Origin of the sequence: Pseudoxanthomonas sp. CF125 (assembly GCF_900104085.1) — a bacterium.
Classification (GTDB): domain Bacteria; phylum Pseudomonadota; class Gammaproteobacteria; order Xanthomonadales; family Xanthomonadaceae; genus Pseudoxanthomonas_A.
On sequence record NZ_FNLD01000002.1, the window covers coordinates 647,681 to 663,718 of the forward strand.

Annotated in this window: 14 protein-coding genes; all 14 read left to right on the forward strand. The window is 65.9% G+C overall.

What is annotated here, in order from left to right; translation table 11 throughout:
- Window positions 1-151 precede the first annotated feature (151 nt).
- Window positions 152-598 (forward strand): division/cell wall cluster transcriptional repressor MraZ, encoded by a 447-nt coding sequence (gene mraZ, locus BLR66_RS12425; RefSeq protein WP_093286856.1) that lies wholly within the window; start codon window positions 152-154, stop codon window positions 596-598.
- A gap of 14 nt (window positions 599-612) precedes the next feature.
- Window positions 613-1,566 carry a 16S rRNA (cytosine(1402)-N(4))-methyltransferase RsmH gene (gene rsmH / locus BLR66_RS12430; protein WP_093287869.1) on the forward strand — a complete coding sequence of 318 codons (954 nt, stop codon included), beginning with the start codon at window positions 613-615 and terminating at the stop codon, window positions 1,564-1,566.
- Window positions 1,563-1,826, forward strand: coding sequence for a cell division protein FtsL (gene ftsL, locus BLR66_RS12435; protein ID WP_093286859.1), 264 nt, complete (start codon window positions 1,563-1,565; stop codon window positions 1,824-1,826). The genes rsmH and ftsL overlap by 4 nt, the downstream gene beginning before the upstream one ends.
- Window positions 1,823-3,643: a peptidoglycan D,D-transpeptidase FtsI family protein gene (locus BLR66_RS12440; protein ID WP_093286863.1), complete on the forward strand. Its 1,821-nt coding sequence runs from the start codon at window positions 1,823-1,825 to the stop codon at window positions 3,641-3,643. Before ftsL ends, BLR66_RS12440 begins: the two co-directional genes overlap by 4 nt.
- Before the next feature lie 8 nt (window positions 3,644-3,651).
- Window positions 3,652-5,109, forward strand: a complete 1,458-nt coding sequence (locus BLR66_RS12445) for a UDP-N-acetylmuramoyl-L-alanyl-D-glutamate--2,6-diaminopimelate ligase (RefSeq protein ID WP_255402525.1) — start codon at window positions 3,652-3,654, stop codon at window positions 5,107-5,109.
- Complete coding sequence (gene murF / locus BLR66_RS12450; protein WP_093286871.1) at window positions 5,106-6,488, forward strand: UDP-N-acetylmuramoyl-tripeptide--D-alanyl-D-alanine ligase; 1,383 nt, start codon at window positions 5,106-5,108, stop codon at window positions 6,486-6,488. Before BLR66_RS12445 ends, murF begins: the two co-directional genes overlap by 4 nt.
- Window positions 6,478-7,569 (forward strand): phospho-N-acetylmuramoyl-pentapeptide-transferase, encoded by a 1,092-nt coding sequence (gene mraY, locus BLR66_RS12455; RefSeq protein ID WP_093286876.1) that lies wholly within the window; start codon window positions 6,478-6,480, stop codon window positions 7,567-7,569. Before murF ends, mraY begins: the two co-directional genes overlap by 11 nt.
- 14 nt (window positions 7,570-7,583) lie before the next feature.
- The gene (gene ftsW, locus BLR66_RS12460; RefSeq protein WP_093287872.1) at window positions 7,584-8,861 is read left to right on the forward strand and encodes a putative lipid II flippase FtsW; all 1,278 of its coding nucleotides are present in this window, start codon (window positions 7,584-7,586) and stop codon (window positions 8,859-8,861) included.
- Window positions 8,858-9,952 (forward strand): undecaprenyldiphospho-muramoylpentapeptide beta-N-acetylglucosaminyltransferase, encoded by a 1,095-nt coding sequence (gene murG / locus BLR66_RS12465; protein WP_343123922.1) that lies wholly within the window; start codon window positions 8,858-8,860, stop codon window positions 9,950-9,952. The genes ftsW and murG overlap by 4 nt, the downstream gene beginning before the upstream one ends.
- Window positions 9,952-11,403, forward strand: a complete 1,452-nt coding sequence (gene murC, locus BLR66_RS12470; protein WP_093287878.1) for a UDP-N-acetylmuramate--L-alanine ligase — start codon at window positions 9,952-9,954, stop codon at window positions 11,401-11,403. Before murG ends, murC begins: the two co-directional genes overlap by 1 nt.
- On the forward strand, window positions 11,400-12,344 hold the full coding sequence (locus tag BLR66_RS12475) for a D-alanine--D-alanine ligase (RefSeq protein ID WP_093286880.1): 945 nt from the start codon (window positions 11,400-11,402) through the stop codon (window positions 12,342-12,344). Before murC ends, BLR66_RS12475 begins: the two co-directional genes overlap by 4 nt.
- Before the next feature lie 151 nt (window positions 12,345-12,495).
- Complete coding sequence (locus BLR66_RS12480) at window positions 12,496-13,269, forward strand: cell division protein FtsQ/DivIB (protein ID WP_093286883.1); 774 nt, start codon at window positions 12,496-12,498, stop codon at window positions 13,267-13,269.
- A complete protein-coding gene (ftsA, locus tag BLR66_RS12485) occupies window positions 13,266-14,501 on the forward strand; it encodes a cell division protein FtsA (protein ID WP_093286886.1) in 1,236 nt (411 codons plus the stop codon). Before BLR66_RS12480 ends, ftsA begins: the two co-directional genes overlap by 4 nt.
- Window positions 14,502-14,625: 124 nt before the next feature.
- The gene (gene ftsZ / locus BLR66_RS12490) at window positions 14,626-15,858 is read left to right on the forward strand and encodes a cell division protein FtsZ (protein WP_093287881.1); all 1,233 of its coding nucleotides are present in this window, start codon (window positions 14,626-14,628) and stop codon (window positions 15,856-15,858) included.
- Window positions 15,859-16,038 lie beyond the last annotated feature (180 nt).

A 16,038-nucleotide genomic window follows, 5' to 3' on the forward strand; every position in this document is an offset into this window, starting at 1 on the left:
GCCATTGAAGTACAAGCTGATTTATTCCTGCCTTCCCTGTTGACAACCTTCCGGCCGGTGCTAAGGTGGGCACCAGAGGGAAAACCGGGTTATTAGTGGTTTTTCGTGGTTCAATTGCCGCCTTCCAGCGGATTTCGTGGGTGCAGGGGTCGTGTTCCAAGGTGAGACCGCCATCACAGTTGACGACAAGGGCCGGTTGGCGGTGCCCACCGCCTATCGCGAGCTTGTCGCGCGCGAATGCGGCAACCGGCTGGTGATCGCCTACAACCCTTTCGAGCTGGGCTGCCTGTACCTATACCCCGAGAAGGAATGGCAGCGCGTCCGCGATTCGGTCAATGCGTTGCCCAGCACCCAGCGTGCGCACCGCAACCTGCAATTGAAGCTGGTGGGCGCGGCGACTCCGGTGGAGTTGGACGGCAACGGCCGCATCAGCATTCCGGCCAGCCATCGCAGCGCGGTGGGCATCGAGAAAAAAGCCGTGCTGCTGGGCATGGGCGACAAATTCGAATTGTGGAGCGAGCAGGCGCATCACGCGCAGATCCGTCAGACCTTGTCCGACGACGATCTGAGCGAGCACATGCTCGACCTGAAGCTGTGACGGGCGGTGCCCGGGTGCGCGGCGAAGCGCAGGCCGGCCACCTTCCCGCGCGGCATCTGCCAGTGATGTTCGAGCAGGTCATGGAAGGGCTGCAGGTGCAAGAGAACGGAACCTACCTGGATGGCACCTTCGGGCGCGGCGGACATGCGCGCGGCGTGCTGCAAAAACTCGGCCCGGGAGGCCGGCTGCTGCTGATGGACAAGGATCCCGAAGCGATCGCCCACGCCGAACAAGAGTTCGCCAGCGATGCGCGCGTGACGATCCGCCGCGGCAGTTTCGCCACGCTCGCCCAATGGGAGGCGACCGCCGCCGGGCTCGACGGAATCCTGCTGGATCTCGGCGTCTCTTCGCCGCAGCTGGATGTGGCCGAACGCGGTTTCAGCTTCGGCAAGGACGGTCCGCTGGACATGCGCATGGACCCGGACAGCGGCGAGAGCGCGGCCGAATGGCTGATGCGCGCCGACGAAGCCGAGATCGCCGACGTGCTCTGGACCTATGGCGAAGAGCGGCTGAGCCGGCGCATCGCCAAGGCCATCGTCGCGCGCCGCGCCGAAAAGCCGTTCACCCGTACCGCGGATCTGGCCGATCTGCTGGGAGCGGTGGTGGGACGCGGCAAGCACGACATCAACCCGGCCACGCGCAGCTTCCAGGCCATCCGCATCCACATCAATCGCGAGCTGGCCGATCTGGAAACGGGTCTTGACGGTGCGCTCGACCGTCTGAAGGCCGGCGGCCGCCTGGCTGTGATCAGCTTCCATTCGCTGGAAGACCGGATCGTCAAACGATTCATCGCCAAGCACGCGAAGGCGCCTCCGGCCAATCGCCGCCTGCCGGAGCTGGACGTATTCGTGCCCACGCTCAAGGCCATCGGCGATGCGCAGCGCGCCGATGCCGCGGAGACTTCGGCCAATCCGCGCGCGCGCAGCGCGGTGCTGCGGGTGGCCGAGAAGCTGGCGGTGGCCGCATGAGCCGCTTCCTGCTGGTGGTGTTGATCCTGGGCAGCATCGCCTCGGCGATCGGCGTGGTCTATGCGCGTCATCGCCACCGCCTGTTGTTCGTGGAACTGTCGCGGCTGGAGAAGGTGCGCGACGAACTGAATATCGAATTCGGCCGCCTGCAGCTGGAGCAGGCGACCGTGGCCGAGAGCAACCGCATCGACCAGATCGCGCGCATGCGCTTGGGCATGAAGTTTCCGGAAGCCGCCGACGTCGTGGTGGTGCGCCCATGAAGAGCCGCGACAAGAACAACCAGGCTCCGCGCGGCCGCAACCGCGCACGCTTCAACCTGCGCGGCCGGGTGCTGCTGGTGGTGTGCGCGCTGGGACTGTGCTCGGTCAGTCTGATCGGCCGCGCCGCCTACGTGCAGCTGGTCAATCGCGATTTCTACCAGCGCGAAGGCAACGAGCGCTTCGTGCGCAACATCGAGATCCCGACCTCGCGCGGCATGATCACCGACCGTAACGGCGAGCCGGTGGCGGTGTCTTCCCCGGTCGAATCGATCTGGTGCGACCCGCAGGAGTTGTTGAAAGCCCCGGACCGTTTGCCGGAGCTGGCGCGCGCCCTGGGCGAGCCGCTGGACACGCTGACCAGCCGGGTCAGCCAGCGCGCGGAAAAAGAGTTCTATTACCTCAAGCGCCGGATCAACCCGGACGAGGCCAAGAAGATTCTGGCCCACGGCGTGCCCGGCGTGTACTCCAAGCGCGAGTACCGACGCTTCTATCCGCAAGGCGAAGCGATGGCGCACGTGTTGGGCTTCACCAACATCGACGACCGCGGCCAGGAAGGCGTGGAGCTGGCGTTCGACGAATGGTTGCGCGGCACTCCGGGCGCGAAGAAGGTGATCCGCGACAACCGCGGCCGCATCGTGGAGAACGTGGACCTGGTCCGCCAGGCGCAGCCGGGCAAGGATCTGACTCTCAGCATCGATCGCCGCATCCAGTACCTGGCCTATCGGGAGCTTCGCAACGCGCTGATCTCCCACGAGGCTACCGCGGGTTCTGCGGTGGTGCTGGACGTGGCTACCGGCGAAGTGCTGGCCATGGTCAACTTGCCCACGTTCAATCCCAACTCGACTTCGTTGGGCAAGCCGGACGCGCACCGCAATCGAGCGGTGACCGATCTGTTCGAGCCCGGCTCGACCGCCAAGCCGCTCACCGTCGCCGCCGGGCTGGAAGCGGGCGTGATTACGCCCGCGACGATATTCAATACCAATCCGGGTTGGATGCCCAACGGCAAGTACCGCACCACGGACACTCATAATTACGGTGTGCTCGACACCACGGGCGTGATTCGCAAGAGCTCCAACGTGGGCGCCGCAAAGATCGCCCAGCGGCTGGAAAACCGCCAGTTCTACGACTTCTTCCGCAAGATGGGTTACGGCCAGAGCACCCGCAGCGGCTTCCCGGGCGAAGCGTCCGGGTTGTTCCCCGCGCCCAATCGGTGGAGCGGCACCAGCAAGCAGACCATGTCCTACGGCTACGGCATTGCGGTGACCCCGCTGCAGGTCGCGCACGCCTACGCGACGCTGGCCAACGGCGGACGTGCGATCCAGCCGACTTTCGTCAAGGGCGAGCGCAACGAGCCCAAGCAGATCCTCGACCCGGTGATCGCTGCCGAGGTGCTGAAGATGATGCAGACGGTGACCGAACCCGGCGGCACCGCGACCCAGGCTGCGATCCTCGGCTACCACGTGGCTGGCAAGACCGGCACCTCGCGCAAGGCCTCAGGCGGCGGTTATTCGCGCAAGTACCTGTCGTTCTTCGCTGGCGTAGTGCCGGTGGACAATCCGCGCTTCGCCATGGCGGTGGTGGTGAACGAGCCGAGCCAGGGTTCCTACTACGGCGGTCTGGTCGCCGGACCGGTCTTCCACAACGTCATGGAAGGCGCGTTGCGCTTGATGGACGTGCCGCCGGACGACATCGAAACCTGGATCGCGGCGCAGGAAAAGGCCGATGGCAAGCGCGGACCTGCCGCCGTGCCGGCCGCCGCCGCGCCCGCCGAAGTACATGCCGCGCTGCCCGTGCCGCTGCCGGGTGACGTGCAATGAGGCGCGCCATGGCCCTGGCCGATCTGTTGCCGGAGATGGAGATTCCGCGCGACATCGTGATCCGCGGACTGGTCCTGGACAGCCGCCACATTGAGCCGAGCGATGCGTTCGTCGCCATCGCCGGATTCGGCGCGCACGGTCTGGGTTTTGTCGAACAAGCCCAGGCCGCAGGCGCCAGCGCGATCCTGTTCGAACCGCCGGCACCGGCCGAATTCGATGTGCCCGCCGATGCGATCGCCGTGCCCGGCCTGCGTGCGCGCATGGGCGAAATGGCCGACCGCTTCCATGCGCGCCCGTCGCGCGACATGTCGATGGTCGGCGTCACCGGCACCAACGGCAAGACTTCCACCGTGCAACTGCTGGCGCAGGCCTGGCATCTGCGCGGCCTGCGTGCGGCCAGCATCGGCACGCTGGGCGCCGGGCTCTACGGCGAAGTCGTTCCGACCGGATTCACCACGCCGCTGGTGCTGCAGATGCATGCGCTGCTGGCGCAGCTGCGCGATGCGGGAGCCAAGGCGGTGGCGATGGAAGTGAGCTCGCATGCGTTGGATCAGGGCCGCGTCGATGCGGTGCATTTCGATGTCGCCGTGTTCACCAATCTTACCCGCGACCATCTTGATTACCACGGCGACATGGCCGGCTATGGCGCGGCCAAGGCGCGGCTGTTCGCCTGGCCCGAACTGCAGGCAGCGGTGATCAATCTCGACGATGCGTTCGGTCGCCAGCTGATCGCGCAGCTGCCGAAAGACCTCCGCGCAATTGGTTTGAGCTCTCGCGACGAAGCCCAGGCCAGCGTGCGCGCAAGCAATCTGCGCCTGGACGCGAACGGCATCGCTTTCGACCTGACGGTCGAAAACGATTGCTACGGCGTCCAGTCCAAGCTGCTGGGCCGTTTCAACGTCGACAACCTGCTGGCGGTGGCCGGCGCGCTGCATGCGCTGGGCGATGCGCCGGCCGACATCGCGCGCACACTGTCGAAACTGCAGCCCATCCATGGCCGCATGAACCGTTTGGGCGGCGATGGCCAGCGGCCGCTGGTGGTGATCGACTACGCGCACACGCCCGATGCGTTGGAACAGGCGCTGGCCAGCCTGCGCGACCACGCGCCTGCGCGACTGATCTGCGTGTTCGGCTGCGGCGGCGAGCGCGACGTGGGCAAGCGCCCGCTGATGGCCGCCTGCGCGGAACGGTTGGCCGACCGGGTGATTGTGACCGACGACAATCCGCGCGGCGAAGACGGCGATGCGATCGTCGCCGACATCCTGGCCGGTTTCGCCAGGCCCGATTCGGTGACCGTGCAGCGCGACCGCGCCCAGGCGATCGCCCGCGCGATCGGAGAAGCCGGAGCTGACGACATCGTGTTGATCGCGGGCAAGGGCCATGAGCCCTATCAGGAAGTCGCCGGCGTGCGTCACCCGTTCGACGATACGGCGGTCGCCCGCCAATGCCTGGAGGTGCACGCATGAAGCGGCTTCCACTGTCGCTGCTAGCGCATTGGGCCGGCGGCGAATTGCATGGCGAGGATCTGCTGGTCGACACGCTGACCAACGACACGCGCAGCCTGATGCCGGGCAGCCTTTATGTCGCGCTGCGCGGCGAGCGCTTCGACGGCCACGATTTCGCCTACGACGCAGCCATGCGCAACGCCGCCGCATTGATGGTCGACCACCCGGTGGAAGTGGAACTGCCGCAGATCGTCGTTGCCGACACCCAGCTGGCGCTGGCGCGCATCGCGACCAGCCTGCAGCTGGACCGCGGCGGCAAAGCCATCGCCATCACCGGCAGCAACGGCAAGACCAGCGTCAAGGCCTTGACCGTGGCGATTTTGCAGCGCGCCGGCAACACTTATTTCAATCCCGGCAACCGCAACAACGAGATCGGGCTGCCGCTGGCGGTGATCGATGCGCCGGACGACGCGGATTTCTCCATTTACGAAATGGGCGCCGGCAAGCCGGGCGATATCGCCTACCTGACCGACATCATCACTCCCGACGTGTCGCTGGTGAACAACGTCGCCGCCGCACACCTGGAGCGCATGGGCAGCTTGATGGGCGTGGCCCAGACCAAGGGCGCGATCCATTCGGCGCTGGCCATCGACGGCGTGGCCGTGATCAACGCCGACGACGCGTTCGCCGAATACTTCGCTGGTCTCGCAGCGGGCCGGAAGATACTGCGCTTCGGCCTGGATTCCACCGCCGATGTCACTGCGCGGAACATCGTGGCCGGAGTCGATGGCTCGCGATTCCAACTGGTCACCCCACAAGGCGAGGCGGCCGTCGAACTGCCGTTGCCCGGACGCCACAACCTGCTCAACGCATTGGCCGCCGCATCCCTTGCGTTGGCAAGCGGCGTGGCCCTGGCGACGATCGCCGAGGGGCTGGCCGCGAGCAAGCCGGTGCCCGGCCGTCAGGTCGCGCACGTGCTGGCCAACGGCGCCGTGCTGATCGACGACAGCTACAACGCCAATCCCGGTTCGCTGGTTGCGGCCATCGACACGCTGGCTGCGGCAGGTGGCGAGGCCTGGCTGGTGCTGGGCGACATGCGCGAGCTGGGCGATGAAGGCGAAGCGTTGCATGCCGATGTCGGGCGCAAGGCCAAGGCTGCAGGTCTGCGCCGCCTGTACACGCTGGGGCCGCTGAGTGCGGCCGCCGCGCTGGCTTTTGGCGAAGGCGCGCGCAGTTTCGAAACGCATAAAGAACTGGCCGATGCCTTGCGCGTCGACCTGTCGCAGGCCGCAGATCCGAAAACCCTGCGCTGCCTGGTCAAGGGATCGAGAGGAAGCGCGATGGATCGCATCGTCACGGCATTGCTGTCCACAGGGGAGGGCGCATCGCATGCTGCTTGAATTGACACGCTGGCTGCAGCAGCTGGAAAGCCTGTTCGGCTTGTTCGGCTACCTGACCTTCCGCGGCATCCTGGCTGCGCTGACCTCGCTGTTCCTGTCGCTATGGATGGGTCCTGCGGTGATCCGCCGGCTGGCCCAGTTCAAGGGCGGCCAGCCGATCCGCCAGGACGGCCCGCAGACCCATTTCACCAAGGCCGGCACGCCGACCATGGGCGGCGCGCTGATCCTGATGACGGTGCTGCTGTCGGTGCTGCTGTGGGGCGACCTGCGCAACCGTTATGTCTGGGTGGTGTTGCTGGTGATGCTGGCCTTCGGCGCCATCGGCTGGTACGACGACTGGATCAAGATCGTCAAGCGTGATCCCAATGGATTGAAGTCGCGCTGGAAGTACCTGCTGCAATCGATCTTCGGCCTGGCCGCCGGCATTTTCCTGTTCATGACCGCCGATCCTTCGGTGCCGGCCTCGACCACGTTCTATATTCCGATGATCAAGAGCGTGGCCTTGCCGCTGGCCGGGATCGGTTTCATCGCCATCGCGTATTTCTGGATCGTCGGTTTCTCCAACGCGGTCAATCTGACCGACGGCCTGGATGGCCTGGCGATCATGCCCACGGTGCTGGTGGCCTGTGCGCTGGGCGTGTTCGCCTACGCCTCGGGCAACGCGGTGTTCTCCGCCTATCTGCAGATTCCGCAGGTGCCGGGCGCCGGTGAACTGGTGATCATCTGCGCGGCTATCGCCGGCGCGGGCCTGGGTTTCCTCTGGTTCAACACTTATCCGGCCATGGTGTTCATGGGCGATATCGGCGCGCTGGCGCTGGGCGCGGTATTGGGAACGGTGGCGGTGATCGTGCGCCAGGAACTGGTGCTGGTGATCATGGGCGGCATCTTCGTCATCGAAACGCTATCGGTGATGATCCAGGTGGCCTCGTTCAAGCTCACCGGCAAGCGCGTGTTCCGCATGGCGCCCATCCATCACCACTTTGAACTGAAGGGCTGGCCCGAGCCGCGCGTGATCGTGCGCTTCTGGATCATTTCGGTGGTGCTGGTTCTTGTCGGTCTTGCGACGTTGAAGGTGCGTTGATGAACGGCGCTCCCATCAACAATCCGCCGCGCCAGGCCACGCGACTGGAAGCCATCGGCGGCCGCTACGATCCGTGGCTGCTCGGGGTAACGCTGGCGCTTACCGCGCTGGGCGTGGTGATGGTCGCGTCCAGTTCGATCGCCATGGACAGCAATCCGTTCTACTACCTGACCCGCCACCTGGTGTTCCTGGGTCTGGGCATCGGCCTGGCCTATGTGGCCATGCGCACCGAACTCAAGACCGTCGAACACTACAACCAGTGGTTGCTGCTGGCGTGTTTCGTATTGCTGTTACTGGTGTACGTGCCGGGTCTGGGCAGCAGCGTCAACGGCGCGCGGCGCTGGATCAACCTGGGCGTTTCCAAGTTCCAGGTCGTGGAAGCGGTGAAGGTGCTCTACATCGTCTGGCTGTCCAGCTACCTGGTGCGTTTCCGCGACGAAGTGAACGCCACTTGGCCGGCGATGCTCAAACCGCTGGGCGTGGCGGTAGCACTGGTCGGCCTGCTGCTGCTGCAGCCGGACTTCGGCTCTTCCACGCTGTTGCTGGCGATCACCGCCGGCATGCTGGTGCTGGGCGGCGTGAATCTGCCGCGCATGTCGGCGCCGATCGTGATCGGCCTGCCGATCTTCGCCTTCATCGCGATCCTCGAACCGTACCGCATGCGGCGCATCACCTCTTTCATGAATCCGTGGGAAGACCAGCTCGGTTCCGGCTACCAGCTCAGCAACGCGCTGATGGCCGTCGGCCGCGGCGAGTGGTGGGGCGTCGGCCTGGGCGGCTCGGTGCAGAAGTTGAACTACCTGCCCGAGGCGCACACCGATTTCATCTTTTCCGTGATCGGCGAAGAGCTGGGTTTCGTCGGTGCCTGCGGTGTGATCGCGCTGTACGCGCTACTGGCCGGCCGCGCTTTCCATATCGGTTTGCGCTGCGTGGAAATGCGCAGGCACTTCGCCGGTTACTGTGCGTTCGGCATCGCGCTGTGGATCAGCATGCAGAGCTTCGTTTCCATCGGCGTCAATCTGGGCCTGCTGCCGACCAAAGGCTTGACCCTGCCGCTGATTTCGTCGGGCGGTTCCAGCGTGCTGATGACCTGTGTAGCGATGGGGTTGCTGCTGCGGGTTTCCTACGAGCTCAATCGCGCCGAGCGCCAGGTCGCTTTGCTGCGCGGCGAAGCGGCGCCGACCGCGGAAGCACCGGCGTCGGCTGCGCCCGTTACCGCGACGCAAGCGCCGACACGCGGCACCAGCCGGCTGAACTCGCGCGTCGAACCGACCTTCGAGAGGATCGCATGAGCGCACGCAGCGACGCGCCAGTGATGATCCTCGCGGGCGGCACTGGCGGCCATATCTTCCCTGCGCTGGCCGTGGCCAAGGTGCTGCGCGCGCGCGGCGTGCCGGTGACCTGGCTGGGCGCCGACGGCGCGATGGAAACGCGCTTGGTTCCCCAGCACGACATTCCTCTGGATACCCTCGCCATCTCCGGCGTGCGTGGCAAGGGCAAGCTCGCCTTGCTGGGCGCGCCGCTGCGCATCTTCAAGGCGATCCGCGGCGCGGGTGCGGTGTTGCGCCAGCGTTCGCCGCGCGCGGTGGTCAGCTTCGGCGGCTTCGCGGCAGGTCCAGGCGGCATGGCCGCGCGCTTGCAGGGTCGTCCGTTGCTGGTGCACGAACAGAACCGCGCGCCTGGTTTCACCAACCGCGTGCTGGCGAAATTCGCCCGCCGCATCCTCACCGGCTTTCCCGGCAGCTTTCCCGCCCGCGAAGAAGCGGTGGGCAATCCGGTGCGCGGCGAAATCGCCAGTTTGCCGGTGCCCGCGCAACGTTTCGCAGGGCGCGCAGCGCCGCTGCGGCTGCTGGTGCTGGGCGGCAGCCAGGGCGCCCGCGCCTTGAACCTCGCGTTGCCACAGGCGCTTTCGGCGCTCCCGGAATTCCGGATCGAAGTGCGCCACCAGTGCGGCGAGAAGATGCGCGAGGAAGCGGTGCGTGCCTATGCCGAAGCCAATGTGGCTGCCAGCGTGGAAAGCTTCATCGCCGACATGGCCGAAGCCTATGGCTGGGCCGACCTTGTAGTCTGCCGCGCGGGCGCATCCACGCTGGCCGAGCTGTGCGCCGTCGGCATCGGCAGCGTGCTGGTTCCTTTCCCCGCCGCCGTCGACGACCACCAGACCAAGAACGCGATGTATCTGGTCGAACGCGGCGCCGCCGTTCTGCTCAAACAGGACGACCAGTTGGCGATGCATCTGCAACGGACGCTCGGCGAACTCGCTGCCGATCCGGCCCGCCGTCTGGCGATGGCCGACGCCGCGCGCTCGCTGGCCAAGCCCGATGCGGCCGAACGCATCGCCGACATCATTCTCGAAGAATCAGCATTGGAACGCGCAGCATGATGATGGCCGCCGCACGCGAACGCCGCTTGCAACACACGGGCAACCTGGCCCAGGAATTCCGCCGCGTGCATTTCGTCGGCATCGGCGGTTCCGGCATGAGCGGCATAGCCGAAGTGCTGTGCACGCTGGGCTATGAAGTGTCCGGTTCCGACAACGCCGACAACGCGGCCACGCGCCGGCTGGTCTCGCTGGGCGCGCGGGTGATGCGCGGGCACAACGCGTCCAACGTGCTGGGCACCGATTGCGTGGTGGTCTCCAGCGCCATCAAGCACGACAACCCGGAACTGATGGAAGCGCGTTCGCAGCGCATTCCGATTGTGCCGCGCGCGGCGATGCTCGCCGAGCTGATGCGTTTCCGTCGCGGCATCGCCGTGGCCGGCACCCACGGCAAAACAACCACCACCAGCTTGACCGCAGCGGTGCTGAGCGAAGGCGGGCTGGATCCGACTTTCGTGATCGGCGGGCAACTGCTCGCCGCCGGCGCCAACGCCAAGCTCGGCGACGGCCAGTGGCTGGTGGCCGAGGCCGACGAAAGCGACGGTAGCTTCCTGCGCCTGAATCCGCTGATGTCGGTCATCACCAACATCGACTCCGATCACCTGGAGAACTACGACAACGATTTCTCCAAGGTCCAGGCCGCCTTCGCCGAATTCCTGCAGCGCCTGCCGTTCTACGGACTGGCGGTGCTGTGCATCGACGATCCGGAAGTGGCCGCATTGGCCGCCGACACGCCGCGGCATGTGATGAGTTATGGCTTTGCCGAGAACGCCGACGTGCGCGCCGAGGACGTGACCCAGGAAGCCGGATGCATGCGCTTCACGCTGCGCCTGCCCGAAGATACGCAAGTGCGGGTCAAGCTCGCTTTGCCGGGCCGCCACAACGTGCAGAACGCGCTCGCCGCGGCCTGCATCGGTTGGCAGCTGGGAGTGGCGCCGCAGGACATCGCCAATGCGCTGGAGAAGTTCTCCGGCATCGGCCGGCGGTTCAACGATCTTGGTGAAATCGCCACGCCCAACGGCGCAAAGATCCGGCTGGTCGACGACTACGGCCACCATCCGCGCGAGCTCGCCGCAGTGTTCGCCGCCGCACGCGGCGGATGGCCGGACAAGCGTCTTGTCGTCGCCTTCCAGCCGCACCGCTACAGCCGCACGCGCGACCAGTTCGATGCGTTCGCCGCGGTGCTTTCCGAAGTGGACGTACTGGTGCTGAGCGAAGTCTATCCGGCCGGCGAAGCGCCCATCGCCGGCGCCGACGCCAAATCGCTGGCGCGCGCCATCCGCGCGCGCGGCCGCAACGAGCCGGTGGTGGTCAGCCAGGTGTCCGAACTGGCCGGCGTGCTGCCCGACGTGCTGCAGGACGGCGATCTGCTGCTGCTGATGGGTGCCGGCGATATCGGCCATGTCGCACAGGACATCGCCGCACATGGTTTTGGAGGAAGCAGGTCCGAATGAGCAAGTATGCAATTCCCGCGCCAGTCGTGACCGACCCGAAGGTATTCGGTCGCGTCGCCGTGCTGCTCGGTGGTACCTCCAGCGAGCGCGAAGTCTCGCTGGATTCGGGCCGCAACGTGCTCGACGCGCTGCTGGCGCGCGGCATCGATGCGACCGCCGTCGACGGCGTGTCCGCGCTGATCGATGCGCTGGCGCAGAAGAAATTCGACCGGGTCTTCAACATCCTGCATGGCGGCGAAGGCGAGAACGGCGTGCTGCAGGGTCTGTTGGAAGCATTGGGCGTCCCGTATACCGGCTCCGGCGTACTGGGCTCTGCGCTTGCGCTCGACAAGATCCGCTGCAAGCAAGTGTGGATGTCGGTCGGTTTGCCTACGCCCGCCTACCAGAAGTTGGCAAAAGGCGACGACGTGCATGTCGCCGCCCGCGCCATCGGCCTGCCGTTGATCGTCAAACCTTCCTGCGAAGGTTCCAGTGTCGGCATCTCGCGCGTGGTCGATGAAGCCGACCTGCAGGCCGCGCTGGATCTGGCGGCGCGTTATCCGGGCGAGTTGCTGATGGAGCAGATGGTCATCGGCGACGAGCTCACCGTGCCGGTTCTGGGAGACGTGGCATTGCCTTCCATCCGCATCGTGCCGAAAGGGCTTTGGTACGACTACCACGCCAAGTACATCGCCGACGATACGCAGTACTTGTGCCCCGGGCTGGAAGGCGCCGACGAAGCCGAAATCGGCCGCATCGCGCTGGCCGCGTTCCAGGCCGCGGGTTGCCGTGGCTGGGGCCGCGTGGACGTGATGCGCGACCGCGCCACCGGCAATTTCTACCTGTTGGAAGTGAATACCGCACCCGGCATGACCAGTCATTCGCTGGTGCCCAAAGCGGCGAAACAGGCCGGCATCGGTTTCGAAGAACTGTGCTGGCGCATTTTGGAAACCACGCTATGAAACCGGCATTCGTGATTCGGGATTCGGGATTGGCGGGAGCGGGCGTGCTTCGCCTGTACGTCATCGCGCGAAGGATCGAAGCACAGGGTGTTCGCGCTTTCACGAATCCCGAATCCCGAATCCCGAATGCCGTCGTAAGCGGAGCGGGCGCATGAACGCCGCGCTGCGCATCTTCACCTGGCTGCTGGCATTGGCGCTGGTCGTCATGCCCGTGGTCGCGGTGATGAACGGCTGGATCGGCGCCGAGCGTTGGCCGCTGACCAAGCTGCGCGTGCATGGCGAATTCAAGCGCGTTGACCCGGCCCAATTGCAGGCGGTGGTGCTGCCTTACGCCAAGCCCGGCTTTTTCGCCGTGCGTCTGCAGAGCGCGCAGGACGCGGTGGAAAAACTGCCGTGGGTGGAACGTGCCGAAGTGCGCAAGCGCTGGCCGGACGTGATGGAGATAGAAATAGTCGAGCACAAGCCGTTCGCGCGCTGGGGCGCAGATCGGCTGCTGTCCGAACACGGCCGCCTGTTTCCCGTTCCCAAAGGCATGCAGTCCGATGCGTTGCCGCTGCTCGGCGGCCCCGATTCGCAGGTGCAGGAAGTGGTGAAGCTCTACAACGAATCGCGCGAGCTGTTCGCGCCGATCGGTTTCAAGGTCGACAGCCTGGTCATGGACCGTCGCGGCAGCTGGTCGCTGGCCTTGAGCAACGGCACCAAGGTGGTGGTGGGCCGTGCCGACGCGCGTCCGCGCCTGGGCCGCTTCGCGCGGATGCTGCCGCAGCTTCTGGCGCGCAACGCATCGCCGCTGGAGCGCGCGGACCTGCGTTACACCAATGGTTTTGCATTGAGCTGGTCGACTACGAAGCCAGCCGTTCCGGGGGCTTCGTCCTCCATTCCTGCCGCCACTGGCGGCACGTTACAGACGCAGGCAAGCACATGAATCGCAAGGGCGACAAATCGCTGATCGTCGGTCTCGACATCGGCACCTCCAAAGTCACCGCGCTGGTCGGCGAATATTCGCCGGGCAATCCCATCGAAGTGATCGGCATCGGCTCGCACGAATCGCGCGGACTCAAGCGCGGCGTGGTGGTGGACATCGAGTCCACGGTGCAGTCGATCCAGCGTGCGGTGGAAGAGGCCGAACTGATGGCTGGTTGCGAGATCCGTTCGGTCTACGCTTCGATCTCTGGCGCGCACGTGCAGTGCAAGAACTCGCCGGGCATCGTGCCGATCCGCGACGGCGAAGTCACTTGGGGCGATCTGGACCGCGTGCTGGAAGCGGCCAAGGCCGTGGCCATTCCCGCCGACCAGAAGATCCTGCACGCGATTCCGCGCGAGTACGTGTTGGACGATTCGCAGGAAGGCATCCGCAACCCGGTCGGCATGACCGGTGTGCGCCTGGAGGTGCACGCGCACCTTGTGGTGTGCGCGCAGTCGGCCGCGGCCAATATCAGCAAGTGCGTGCAGCGCTGCGGCCTGCAGATCGACGACCTGATCCTGTCCTCGCTGGCTTCCAGCGTAGCGGTGCTGACTTCGGACGAACGCGAACTCGGAGTGGTGCTGGTCGACATGGGCGCGGGTACCACCGACCTGGCCGTGTTCGTGCAGGGCGCGATCTGCCACACCGCCTCGCTGCCCATCGCCGGCGACCACGTCACCAACGACATCGCGCACATGCTGCGCACGCCCACGCCGGAAGCCGAGCAGATCAAGGTCCGCTACGCCTGCGCGCTGGCGCAACTGGCCACCGCCGAAGAAAGCATCCAGGTGCCCAGCGTCGGCGATCGTCCGCCGCGCCGTCTGCCGCGCCATTCGCTGGCGCAGGCCGTGCAGGGCCGTTACGAGGAAATCTTCGAAATGGTGCAGGCCGAACTGCGCCGCTCCGGCTTCGAGGAACTGGTGCGCGCCGGCATGGTGCTGACCGGCGGCGCTTCGAAGATGGAAGGCGTGGTCGAACTGGCCGAGGAAATGTTGCAGATGCCGGTGCGCATCGGCATTCCGCAGCACGTTACCGGGTTGGGCGAAGTGGTCGGCAACCCGGTGCACGCCACCGGCGTGGGCCTGCTGCTGATGGGCAGCCAGATAGAGCATCCGCGGCGTCCGTCGCTGCCTCTGGGCAAGACCGGCAGCCTGCTCAACAAATTGAAGAACTGGTACCGCGGCGAGTTCTGAGCCGCGCAAGGAGTTAAGCGCATCCGCGACGGCGCGGGTGGGTGAGGCGGGAAGGGAAAGACGGGAATTGAGCGGCAACCCGATTGATTGCGATACACAACATAACTATTACGAGGACATGGACATGGCACATTTCGAACTGGTTGAAAGAATGGCTCCCAACGCGGTGATCAAGGTCATCGGCGTGGGTGGCGGCGGCGGCAACGCGGTCGCGCACATGGTCAGCAGCAGCGTGGAGGGCGTTGAATTCGTCACCGCCAACACCGACTCGCAGGCCATCAACAATTGCGGCGCCAAAACCCAGCTGCAGCTGGGCGGCAACGTCACCAAGGGTCTGGGCGCAGGCGCCAATCCGGAAGTCGGCCGCCAAGCCGCGCTGGAAGACCGCGAGCGCATCATCGCCGCGCTCGATGGCGCCGACATGGTGTTCATCACCGCCGGCATGGGCGGCGGTACCGGTACCGGCGCCGCACCGGTGGTCGCGCAGCTGGCCAAGGAAATGGGCATCCTGACCGTGGCCGTGGTCACCAAGCCGTTCCCGTTCGAAGGCCGCCGCCGCATGCAGGTGGCGCTGAAGGGCATCGAGGAACTCAGCCACCACTGCGATTCGCTGATCACCATTCCCAATGAGAAGCTCATTACCGTGCTGGGCCGCAACGCGACCATGATCCAGGCCTTCCGTGCCGCCAACGACGTGCTGCTGGGCGCCGTGCAGGGCATCGCCGACCTGATCGTGCGTCCGGGCCTGATCAACGTCGACTTCGCCGACGTGCGCACGGTGATGAGCGAAATGGGCCTGGCCATGATGGGCACCGGCTCGGCACGCGGCGACGACCGCGCGCAGGCGGCGGCCGAAGCGGCGATCCAGAACCCGCTGCTGGACGACGTCAACCTGTCCGGCGCCAACGGCATCCTGGTCAACATCACCGCCGGCCCGGATTTCACCATGGCCGAGTTCGACGAAGTGGGCCGCACCATCGAAGGCTTCGCCGCCGAAGATGCGACCGTGGTCCTGGGCACCGTGCTGGACCCGGACATGCAGGACGAAGTCCGCGTCACCGTGGTCGCCACCGGCCTCAACCGCACCGCCGCCGTACGCCAGCCGCTGGGCCGTGGCGAAAGCCACAACCTGCGCGAGCCGATGCGCGCGCCGATCAAGCTGGTCCGCGACGCCACCACCGGCATGGCCTACGACGCCAACGCCATGATGGATCCGGTGGCCAACGCGGTCAGCGGCCTGGGCCTGCGCCGCGGCAGCGCCGAACCGGCTTCCGGACCGGCCGCCGCTCCGGCAACGGCCGACCTGCCGGGCGATTACCTGGACATCCCGGCGTTCCTGCGCCGCCAGGCGGACTGACCGGTGACAGATCGGCCCCCTCTCAAGTAAGTGGAGAGGGGTAGTGAGTTGAAGGCGGATCTCCTTGCCAGGGAGGTCTGCTAAGCAAGACTGTCCTGTCCTTTTGCTGCCGGGCCCTTTCGGCCCGGCAGGTTTTCGATCCGAAACCTCGCCTCACGGCATTGTTTCAGCCGTAGGACA

Excerpts from the sequence above, each read along its gene's own strand:
- ftsL (WP_093286859.1), top strand. The coding sequence starts at position 1,563 with ATGAGCCGCTTCCTGCTGGTGGTGTTGATCCTGGGCAGCATCGCCTCG.
- BLR66_RS12440 (WP_093286863.1), top strand. The coding sequence starts at position 1,823 with ATGAAGAGCCGCGACAAGAACAACCAGGCTCCGCGCGGCCGCAACCGC.
- BLR66_RS12445 (WP_255402525.1), top strand. The coding sequence starts at position 3,652 with ATGGCCCTGGCCGATCTGTTGCCGGAGATGGAGATTCCGCGCGACATC.
- murF (WP_093286871.1), top strand. The coding sequence starts at position 5,106 with ATGAAGCGGCTTCCACTGTCGCTGCTAGCGCATTGGGCCGGCGGCGAA.
- mraY (WP_093286876.1), top strand. The coding sequence starts at position 6,478 with ATGCTGCTTGAATTGACACGCTGGCTGCAGCAGCTGGAAAGCCTGTTC.
- murG (WP_343123922.1), top strand. The coding sequence starts at position 8,858 with ATGAGCGCACGCAGCGACGCGCCAGTGATGATCCTCGCGGGCGGCACT.
- murC (WP_093287878.1), top strand. The coding sequence starts at position 9,952 with ATGATGGCCGCCGCACGCGAACGCCGCTTGCAACACACGGGCAACCTG.
- BLR66_RS12475 (WP_093286880.1), top strand. The coding sequence starts at position 11,400 with ATGAGCAAGTATGCAATTCCCGCGCCAGTCGTGACCGACCCGAAGGTA.
- BLR66_RS12480 (WP_093286883.1), top strand. The coding sequence starts at position 12,496 with ATGAACGCCGCGCTGCGCATCTTCACCTGGCTGCTGGCATTGGCGCTG.
- ftsA (WP_093286886.1), top strand. The coding sequence starts at position 13,266 with ATGAATCGCAAGGGCGACAAATCGCTGATCGTCGGTCTCGACATCGGC.
- ftsZ (WP_093287881.1), top strand. The coding sequence starts at position 14,626 with ATGGCACATTTCGAACTGGTTGAAAGAATGGCTCCCAACGCGGTGATC.